Annotated in this window: 5 protein-coding genes; all 5 read right to left on the minus strand. The window is 43.2% G+C overall.

Annotation, left to right across the window (positions count from 1 at the left end):
• Positions 1-10: 10 nt before the first annotated feature.
• Entirely contained in the window at positions 11-616 is a 606-nt protein-coding gene (locus G327_RS0114725; RefSeq protein WP_019615562.1) for an OmpA family protein, read from the minus strand.
• Complete coding sequence (locus tag G327_RS0114730) at positions 613-2,007, minus strand: TolC family outer membrane protein (protein ID WP_019615563.1); 1,395 nt, start codon at positions 2,005-2,007, stop codon at positions 613-615. Before G327_RS0114730 ends, G327_RS0114725 begins: the two co-directional genes overlap by 4 nt.
• Before the next feature lie 33 nt (positions 2,008-2,040).
• Positions 2,041-3,414, minus strand: a complete 1,374-nt coding sequence (locus G327_RS0114735; RefSeq protein ID WP_019615564.1) for an HlyD family type I secretion periplasmic adaptor subunit — start codon at positions 3,412-3,414, stop codon at positions 2,041-2,043.
• Positions 3,411-5,588, minus strand: a complete 2,178-nt coding sequence (locus G327_RS0114740) for a type I secretion system permease/ATPase (RefSeq protein ID WP_019615565.1) — start codon at positions 5,586-5,588, stop codon at positions 3,411-3,413. The genes G327_RS0114735 and G327_RS0114740 overlap by 4 nt, the downstream gene beginning before the upstream one ends.
• Before the next feature lie 184 nt (positions 5,589-5,772).
• Positions 5,773-10,857 (minus strand): Ig-like domain-containing protein, encoded by a 5,085-nt coding sequence (locus tag G327_RS27555; RefSeq protein WP_211217237.1) that lies wholly within the window; start codon positions 10,855-10,857, stop codon positions 5,773-5,775.
• Between the last annotated feature and the right edge of the window lie 25 nt (positions 10,858-10,882).

The following is a 10,882-nucleotide window of genomic DNA, read 5'->3' on the forward strand; positions in this document are numbered from 1 at the left end:
AAGCGCAGGATCACTCAGCCAGCTGGTCAACACTATAAATTGTCCATTTCATATCTTTCATCGACTTTTCACTGCTGATTTCAGCAACAATTCGGCGGTTACGCGCATGTATGTAGTCGTCATCACCTTCTAATAATAAGCGGTCAAATCCATAACCTACTGCCTCCACCCTATCTTCCTCAATAGCAAATTGAGTGACTAGTATGTCTTTAATCGCCTGGGCACGGTTTTGTGACAATTTTTTATTAAGCTGACGGCTGCCTCGAATACTTGTATGACCTTCAATGATCACATTAGTTGATGGATAGGCTTTCATGAAATCAGCCAGCGCTTCAACTTCAGGTAAAAACTCGGGAGCAACAACATAGGAGTTATTTGCAAAATTAACGAGTAATTTACGACGTACTTTTTCAACTAATTCTGCACCACATCCAGAGTTATTAACCTGTGCTCCGCTAAATGTATCTGGACATTCATCTCTTGCATTAATAACACCGTCACTTTCAACATCATTTAAATCAAATACCTGTGTTGTCGGCTCCGGCGACATTTCAACAACCTGCACAGAGCAGGCGGAAACAAACAGGGCGACAAAAACACTCATTAAAACTCTCATTGCGAAACTCCTCCTTCAAACTGCTCTTCTCCATGCCACGCCTCTGGCCGGGTAACTCTTAGGGCTGTAAGCAGCAGTCCCATAGAATGCATAATACGGTATTGCGCTGTAATTTCTGTAAATTCAGCATCTAAAAAATCTCTTCTCGCCTGGAACAGTTCATTTTCAGTATCTAACAGATCTAATAAACTACGCTGGCCGATCTGAAACTGCTGCTGATAATCAGACTGGGTATCTTTTGATGCAATCACGTGCATTTTGATATATTTCTTCTGCAGGTTCAGCTGTTCATAAGCATCCCAGGAAAGAATAAAACCTTCTTTCACCTGACGGTGAACACCACGGTTAAGCTCTTTTGCTTCACTCATCTTATAAGCCGTTTCTTTGGCGTAGGCCTCGTCTTTACCACCAGAAAAAATATTATAAGAAAAACGCACCATAGCAACAACATCATTATTTTCACCGCCTACATCCGGTGTACCGCTGCCGTCTTCTCCGTCAAGGTTATCGTTAAAGTTAGCATTAAGCTCCAGCGACACCTTTGGATAATAATTTGATTTAGCAGAATCGTACTGCGCAATCGATGACTGAATATCATTACCTGCTGATTTGATAACCGGATGATTAGCCAGCGCAGTTTCCAGCCCAACTTCTTTACTTTCCGGCAGGAACGTTGAATCAGGGTATGGAATAACTAAATTATCCGGGCTCTGATCAACTACACGGTAAAACTTAGTTTTACTGTCCAGATAGTTATTTTTTGCAGCAATTAAATTTGACTGGGCTTTTGCAAGACGGCCGTTGATTTGTGATAAATCAGCTCGACTTCCAATTCCAGAATCTGTGCGTTCTTTAATCTGCTGGTAAATCTCCTCATGCGAAGCCAGGTTTTTTTCAGAAAGAGCCACTAGCTTTTCAGCTTTGATCAGATCTACATAAACTTTACTGATTTCTAACGCTAAATCTTCTGCAAGCGCATGTAAGCGCCACTGCTCAGCACTTGTTGCATAACTAGTGCGTTTAACTTCACTGCTGGTATGAAAACCGCTGAAAAGACTCTGATTAAGGCTGACACCCAGCTCACGGCGCATCATGCTTTCAGTATTGTCATTATCACCACCATCTCGACGCGTACCAGGGCTATCTGTGTATTCATAACCATAACCCCCGGTCAGATCAACCGAAGGTAGATAACCGGCTTCAGCCTGCTCAACCTGTTTTTCTTTCACTTTAAAACGTGTATAAGCAGCCCGTAGTTCCGGGTGAGTGTCCAATGAAAAAGCAACTGCCTGCTCCAGAGACTGACTGTTAACGACGGCAGGCCACATTACTGCGGAACACAATATTCCAACTGCACATTTTTGAGCCGTTTTAAAATTTAAGGGCTTCATTTTCACTCCATTTCTTTGTTAAATAATTCAATTTTAATGTTCTCTGAGCGCCATCTCTTTTGCTCTTAAAATCGGATTCAAAATATATTCAAGCACAGTTCTTTTGCTGATCATCACATCAACAGATGTCATCATTCCGGGAATGATCGGCATATCTTCCTTATCTTTACTGTGCATGCTTGATTCGTTGGTTCTTACTCTAATAATATAAAAACTGTTGCCTTCTTCATCCTGTGTTGTATCTGCGCTGATATGCTCAACAACACCTTCAAGACCGCCGTAACGGGTAAAATCATATGCGGTAATTTTTACCATTGCCGGTAACCCGAGATGAATAAAAGCGATATCTTTAGGGATAATTTTAGCTTCAATTAATAATTTGTCATCGGTTGGCACAATTTCCAGCAGCACCTGCCCCGGCTGTACAACACCGCCTAAGGTGGTTATATGCACGGTTTTAATCGTGCCGACCACAGGTGAAGTAATTAATGCTTTGGTTACTTTATCCTTAACACCAACTTGTGCTTCGGTAATCCGAGAAAATTTCGACTGCAGTTCATTCAACTGCGCACGCGCATCGGTGCGGTAATTAAGTACCGCTTCACGACGCTTTAAAACAGCTTCATCAAAAGCAGAGCGAAGTTTAGGTTTTAATAAACGCAGCCCGGTTAATTCGCCTTTGATATCATTGACTGAGCGCTCTAACTTAAGCAATTCAACTTCTGGAACAATATTTTTCACCGCTAAAGGACGGGTTAACTTTAATTCCCTGTTTGCGAGTTTCAAGCTTGTCTGCAGGGTGATTATTTTAGAATCTAACTCTTTTACCTCCTGCTGACGCTGCTTAATCTGCTGTGCCTGTATAGCAACCTGATTCTCCAGATTATTAAGGCGGCCATTATATTCATCTTGCTGGCGTAATACTAATTTTTGCGCCGTTTCTTTTAAATCAGCAGGGAAATTCAATGACTCTTTTTTTATTTTTATCTGTAACTGCCAGTTAGGTACGTCAGCAACTAAAATACTGCTTAATTCTGTACGTAAACGTATGATATCTGAACGTAATGCATCAACCTCTTTATTCTGCTGCGCCATGTCAGAGCGGAAACGCGTATCATCAATACGTGCTAATGACTGCCCTTTTTTTACCTGCATGCCTTCTTTAACATAAAGCTCTTGTAAAATACCACCGTCGAGGCTTTGAATAACCTGAATCTGTGTAGAGGGAATGACCTTTCCTTCACCTCGAGTCACCCGATCCAGCTCCGCATAATATGCCCAGACAATAAAACAGGTAACTAAAGCGGCTAATGACCAGATAGTTAAACGATGTATGCTGGGTGTCTGAGTTAAAATGGCGCCGTACACATCATCGGCCATCTCCAGATCTTCTTTAGTTATTTTCATGCTTTAGCTCCAGAGGCTAATAAACCCTTTTTAAGTTTGTCGAGAATAATATCCTTGGGTCCATCTGCAACTAAATGTCCTTTATCAAGCACTATGATTCGATCCACGAGCTGTAGAAGATGCATTTTATGAGTGATTAAAAACATCGTTCTATTGTGCACCGTTTGTGACATGGAATTAATAAACAATTTTTCGGCACGTGCATCTAAACTGGCCGTCGGCTCATCCAGTAATAGAACCTGCGGATCGTTTAAAATGGCACGGGCTAATGCAACAGCCTGGCGCTGCCCGCGAGATAAGGATTTACCGCCTTCACCAACCTGCAGATCTAACCCTTCAGATTCAAGATCGGTAAACATGCTGACACCTGAAAGCTGTACGGCACGAATTAACTGATATTCTGTTACCTGCCTGGTACCGAATAAAATATTGTCTTTAATCGAACCGTGAAAAAGTACGATATCCTGAGGCAGGTAACCAAAGTTACGGCGTAAATCACTGGGATGTATCTGCCCCTGATGAAGTCCGTCATAGCGAATACTACCGAGCGAAGGTTGAAACAGCCCGAGCATCACTTTCGCCAGAGTACTTTTACCTGAACCGTTGCGGCCGATAATGGCGATTTTTTCCCCGGGTTTAACTTTTAACGAAAGCGGGTACAATGCAGGCTTTTCAATATCCGGATAATTAAAACTGACGTGCTCGACTACGATATTACCTTCTAGTTTCAAACGACTGGCTAAATGACCTTTATTTTCAAACTCGCCTTCCTGCTCCATAATACCATCAAGCTGCCTTAGTGAACTTACCGTCTGGTTATAACGGGTCATTAAAGCGGCCACTTTAGCCATCGGACCGATTGCACGACTGGATAACATAACCGCTGCAATAATACCGCCCATGGATATCAAGCCCTCTGATACACGGTAGACACCTAAAACAATCACCGCAACAACTGAAAACTGCACAATAAAGCTGGATACATTTGATACAGAGTTAGTGATCATTTTAGTTTTTAACTGCCAGTTTGAAGTATGACCTAACATCTGCTGCCAGGAATTCTGAATAACCCCTTCCGCGCCGTTAGCTTTAATCGATTCAAGAGCCGATAAACTTTCAATCAGATGACCGTGGCGTAAGCCTGAAAATTTATTACTCTCTTCAATCGCAATGCGTAATTTAGGCTGCATAATCAGGGTGTAACCAAGAATCAGCAAAGTTGCAGCCACAGAAAACACCGCTAGATCACCGGCAACCAGATAAATAATAAACATAAACAGAAGTGAAAAAGGTAAATCAACCAGCGCAGTGATCGTTGCTGACGATAAAAAATCACGAATACTGTCAAATTCGCCTAACTGTCGTGCCATGCCGCCGACGCTTGCTCCGCGCTTTTCTAAAGGGACACCGACAACCTTAGCAAACAGTTTTGAAGAGACTTGAATATCAACTTTTTTACCCGCGACATCAATAAGATAACTTCGAAGCTGCTTCAAAATCAGATCAAAGATATAAGCAACCGAACCGCCTATTGCTAACACCCATAATGTTTCAAATGCCAGATTAGGCACCACCTTATCGTAAATATTCATGACAAACAGAGGTGAAACAAGTGCAAATATATTCACTAGTATCGAAGCAATAATTACATCACGATAAATAGGCGCAGATTCGCGGATAGTATCCCATAACCAGTGCTTTTGAGTATCTGCGATATGTACATCAAAATCCCGGTCACCATGATATTTCTGTTTAATTAAAAACAGGTAGCCCACATAAACGGATTCTAACTCTTCAATACTAAGTGATTCTTCTCCGCCGGTTTCAGGTAAAGAAATAATTGCTTTATTCGCTTTAATATCAAGTTCCTGCAGTATGCAGGCTTTTTGATCTTTAAGCATCAAGATACAGGGCAGGAGCATAGCCGGGATATTATTAAGACTTTTACGGCTTAGTTTTGCGCTTAATCCGGCTCGGGCGGCCGCCTGCGGCAGCAGTTCAGGAGAAAGGCAGCTGCCTGACAGCGGCAGACCCGCTGCTAACGCCTCAGCCGAACAAGGATTCCCGAAGTGCTCACTAAGCAGAACGAGAGAATCAAGAAGCGGGTCTTCACTGACTCGCTGTGAAGCATTGATTGTCCACTGTTTTTCTTGCGTTGAAGATGAAGACTGCATTTAAAAAATACTCTCAGAAAAATTTCGAAATAAATGAATATGTTATGAAGACGTTATAAGTGTATAACCTCACAGCAATTATGGGGGATACAAGCTTAAGAAATAACAAAAAGTGTTAATTAACCGCCATATAACAAAAAGAGCAGCCGTTAGGCTGCTCTTTTTTAAGGTTAAAATTTAGACGTTAAGTATGATCATCGGGAATTTCAATCACCACGCCTTGATCATCGATAGCGGTAATATCACTAATGATTAACGCACCGCTGTTATTTTCCTTAAATAGGTCGTTAATTACCGTAACATCATCACTGCCTAAATCAACACCATCAAGTACAATTGTTTGAGAAACTTGTGCAGCAGTTTTACCGGCATCACCGTCTACGAAAACATCAATGATAGTTTTACCATCATCAGAACTGAAATTAAGGTAATCATCAAGGGTATCACCCAGTTTGACATGCAGCAGATCGCTGAGATCAAGTTTATCACCTTCCGCGATATTGAAGTCTTGGATATGATCAGTTCCTCCATCCGCGTCACCAGCTAACCAAACGAAAGTATCAGCCCCTTGACCACCAATAAGCTGATCATCACCTTTACCGCCAATAAGCAGATCGTCACCGCTACCGCCTTCAAGCCAGTCATTTCCGTCTCCCGCAACGAGAACGTCATCACCGGCTAGGCCTTCAAGATGTAACACATTATCGATAGGATCTGTTGTTTCACCATTATTGTCGATATATCCAGTTGCTCCACCATTACCATCAGATACGTAGGTACCCGCAAGCACAGTGCCGTCACTCAAGGTCACCGTAAACTCGGCACCAACTAGGTTAGCACCAAGGTTATTACCTAGATTATCTGTGTCAAAAGCGAACTCAAATTTATCACCATCTGTAAAATCACCAGCAACGAAATTAGCAACAAGCAGGCTACTGTTGGCTGTCATACTGTCAAAAATATTGTTTTGTTGATCAATACCTACAGAATTATTGCTTCTAAACTGCAGCTCTTCTCTTTCGTCCCAAACCGCATTACTGTCTATTTTGATTTTGATAGAACTTACCGATAATCCCGAGGCTGCACTGGCAAACGCAAACCCGAATTGATTTGGTGTTGAGAAGGTATTTCCAGCAAGAACCGTTGCACTTATGCTGGTTGCGGCGACTGAGCTGGCAGCCGATTCACCTAGCATGATGTCATTTTCATGAGTACCAATGAGGTGTGCTGTATTTTGGTAATCCAAACGCACTGTGGCACTATCAGACGCGTTATTCCCTTCAATAGTGTAGTTGAAACTATCACCTTCGTTTCCGCTACTGATGGTAACAGCACCATTATTTAAGGCCACACCATTACCGGTAACGCTAGTAATTTGGCTGTTTTCTGGTGCTGCATCACCATGGGTAAGGTAGGACGTATCAATGACAACCGCTGAGCCCTCATCCGCATTGGTAATAACATTGTTTACATTAGCATCGAGCCCTGCGTAGTAGTCAATATGCAATTCTAACACTAAGGTGTCGTTATCGCCGTCACCATCCACTACTACTACGTCGATCGTTTCTGTTTCGTTAATAACATTCTTGTCTACATCAATATTGTAGCTGTATGTACCCGTTTCAAAGTTAAGGGTGAACTGACCACCAAGTTCAGTACTTACCGAAACTTCAGCAGTGCTGCCGTCATATAAATAGCTAATGCCACCAATACTAAATTCTTGGATATTACCGCCGTCGGCGCCTATGTTAATGCCGCCGTCAGCAGTAAGAATATTGAGTTCACCACCGATATTATTGTTGTCAAAATATGCAATGACGGTAGCGGTCAGATCGGACGCGTCGTCAACAACCACTGCGTAATCACTGTTGTCATCACTCAGATCTTTGGAATGTGCAATGGGCTGTAATTTGTCGAGCGGTGCGTTACCAATACCGATCGCAAAGGAAATATCATAAAAACTATCTTGGTTTAAATAAGTTTCCCATGCAGTCTGTTGAGCTGCCCCAACTTCATAGCCACTATTAGGCTGACCATCAGAGATAAAATAAACAAAGCTTTGATCTGCCGTTGGCAAATCGCCGCTGCTCATCACCGTATTTAGGGCAGTGCTGTACTGTGTTCCACCGCCAGCAGACAGGCCATTCAAGTAGTTAATGGCACCATCTATATCATCTACCAGCCAGGTTGAATTCGCCATAGTAGAACCGGCAAAAGTTACGATTTGGATATTAACATTACCAGTATCATCAACCTCATTAATCAGCGCGGTAAGCGATTCAACAGCAGTCTCAAGGTAGGTTTTTCCATTACCCGCTGAGTTGCCCATACTGCCGGATAGATCTAGTACAAAGGTTAAGTTACTGGTAACCGGATCTGCATTAGCCGACAAGTTTTGACTGATGTCTTTTACCACTGGCACATCGTCGATGATGTCGACAATCAGGCTAGCATCCGATGATAAACCGAGCCCGTTTTCAACGGTATAGCTGATTGTTTCAGAAATATTTTCACCTAACGAATTAGAAGTTAACTGATATTCATAATAACCCGCACGTTGACCATTACTGTCATCCACATGAACCGTCAGCACACCATAATTGGTTAAAACTGAAATGATGCCGTTGACAGGCGCGCCTCCTTCAACCGCTATGATTTCAGTCGAGCTGCTGATACCGGAATCGTTGTCCAGCAGGTTACCGACTATAACATTACTGCCGCTGCCGGCATCACTACCGTTAATAAGGCCGGATTCCGAAGCAGTACCGGCATCATCTGCCGCAGTTGGACTTGAGTCCTGTTGAACGATTAGCGTGGCAGAGTCGGTATCACCATCTGCATCAATAAGGGTGTATTCAAATTCATCACTAGTCGGGACACCAGCTGTCGAGTGTACGTTCAGCTCTTTCAACATAAAGTTGTCTCGTACACCAGCGGAATCGGGGTAAAGAACAATGGTATGAAGTTCAGAATTAGATGTGATAGTAAAATCATTGCTGTGGGCTTCGCCTGATACTAGCAAGTTGCCATTGACATCATAGGCTTTCCAAAACACCGTTTCGCCGCCATTAGCATTCATTCCATCAAGTTCAATATCGACACTGTCGGCAGTTTGATCAAGCTGAATAACTAAGGCCTCTGTATCTCGTACTTGGTTACCGTTCTTAGGAGAATTAACACCAATAGATCCGTTATTATAAGATATTGACGCATCAGTGTTAGCAAGAGCTGTTATAACGATATTTGCGCTGTTTGCATAGGCAAATAGCGTAGCCCCATTTCCATTGTATAGGTTATCGGTTGTTAATACGCTATTGGAAGATTCGACTTGGGTTGATTCGTAGCTATAACTGCCATCTTGATTAATGACTAATATACCGCCATCAGTGCTAATGGAGATGTTACCTTGTTCATCCCAATTAGAGTACTCTACCTTATTAAAGGTAACGCTTTGCACCTCAGTTGCGTCAGCACCAATATCATCAATGCCGCTGCCATCCGTTCCGGCGCCGGAAATTACGTTACCGTATGCGGTACCGCCAAAGCCAATGCTATCAATATCATTATTGGCAGTTGGTGCTGTGTCGGTTAATGCAACTTCAACCTTGGTCCATACTGTTGCACCATTGCCGTCAGTCGCCTGGTAATAGAAGCTGTCAGTAACGGCACCGCCACTATGATCAACGCTTGCTGGAGCCGTATACTCATAAGAACCATCCGCGTTAATAGTGATGGTGCCACCAAGCTCGGTAGTAACAGATGCACCTGCCGTGGCAGTGGATATTTCACCGTTACCATTGCTGTCACTAGCTAAAGCCTGAACAGACAAGTCATCACTTTCAACGTCGATATCGTTACTGGTTAGCTCAGCCCCGGTTAACGAGAGACTTCCACCCTCGACCACCATGAATTGGTCAAAATGACCTTCTGGTGCGTCGTTTTCACCAATAATATTGATGGTTACCATTGCGGTATCGGTTGCACCGTTGGCATCGGTAATGGTGTAGCTGAAGGTATCCTGCTCCACTTGCCCTGCAGTAAGCTGTTCAAACTGGCCATTAGGATTATAACTGTAGGTACCATTTGGATAAGTAGTTAACAGTGCACCACTGGCTAACGTCACAGTGGTTCCATCTGTAGCAATGTCGCTGCCATTAACGGCACTCACCCAGAAGTTATGACCTTGCGGATCTGTATCATTAGCGATAAGCCCTTTGTTTACGTCAGTAACGGTAAGTGAATCATCTTCACTGGTGATAATGGCACCATCCCCCAAATTCGCACCAGTGGCTTGAATCGAAGATAAAACGTAGTCAGAAGAGTCTCCACTATTGACTGGAGTGCCGTAGTTGATTGCTTCAAATACCAAGGTGTCAAAAACCACATCCCCAGTATTGATGCTGAATGAACCACTTGCTCCGGAGTCATTAACGAAGATTTGGCTATCGACTAAAACACCATTGTAATAGGCCTTCCAGACACCTTGTTCACTGCCGCTTTCGCTGGCGTATAGTCTCGCCACGTCGAAATCAACTTGGTTCACTAGTTCATTGAAGTTGAAAACTATCGCTTCAGACTGCTCGTTAACTGCATCGTACTCAATCTGATCAGGAACAGCCCCCGTATCGCGAATACTACCTTCAACACCAATACCGTTGTTGTTAATTGTTGAAATCTGACCATCTACTAATTCACCTGCATCATTAAAGGTGCGCGCAGTAACGGTAAACAGTGGATTTCCGTCACCGTCAGTTGGAATATTGAGGCCATTAGTGAAGTCTGCAATCACGGTGTAATTACCAATAGTGCCTCCGTCGTCAACTGCATCGACAGAGTTAATAGCAATCGAAACCTGGGCCGTATCCTGTACTGAACCATCTGAAATGATGTAGTCAAATATAGCAAGAGAATCTGCGTCATTATTTGGCTCAAAGGTAATTTTGTCTTGAGCATCAATAATAACGTCACCGTTATCAGTGGTGATGATCTGTTGCCCGCCAGTTAACTCCACTCCATTAATACTAAAGATGGATAGAGCGTCTCCATCCACATCGGTGTCGTTATCCAGCAATGTTAACGCGATAGTGCTGCCGACATTGACAGCGTAGGTGTCGTTTACAGCGATAGGCCCATCGTTACTGCCGTTAATCGTAATAGTTGCCGTGTTCACAACTTCTGCATCACCGTCGGTAACCTTGAAGCTGTACGTCACAACAACGCTTTCACCGTCATCCAGGTAGTTGTAATGCGATGGATCAATGCTCGCCACGCCAGCACTGTCAATCGTCACGCCG

Origin of the sequence: Psychromonas ossibalaenae ATCC BAA-1528 (assembly GCF_000381745.1) — a bacterium.
In the GTDB taxonomy this organism is placed as follows: domain Bacteria; phylum Pseudomonadota; class Gammaproteobacteria; order Enterobacterales; family Psychromonadaceae; genus Psychromonas; species Psychromonas ossibalaenae.

What these genes read in the sequence shown, in the direction of transcription:
- G327_RS0114725 (WP_019615562.1), bottom strand. Translation starts at nt 616, where the DNA reads ATGAGAGTTTTAATGAGTGTTTTTGTCGCCCTGTTTGTTTCCGCCTGC.
- G327_RS0114730 (WP_019615563.1), bottom strand. Translation starts at nt 2,007, where the DNA reads ATGAAGCCCTTAAATTTTAAAACGGCTCAAAAATGTGCAGTTGGAATA.
- G327_RS0114735 (WP_019615564.1), bottom strand. Translation starts at nt 3,414, where the DNA reads ATGAAAATAACTAAAGAAGATCTGGAGATGGCCGATGATGTGTACGGC.
- G327_RS0114740 (WP_019615565.1), bottom strand. Translation starts at nt 5,588, where the DNA reads ATGCAGTCTTCATCTTCAACGCAAGAAAAACAGTGGACAATCAATGCT.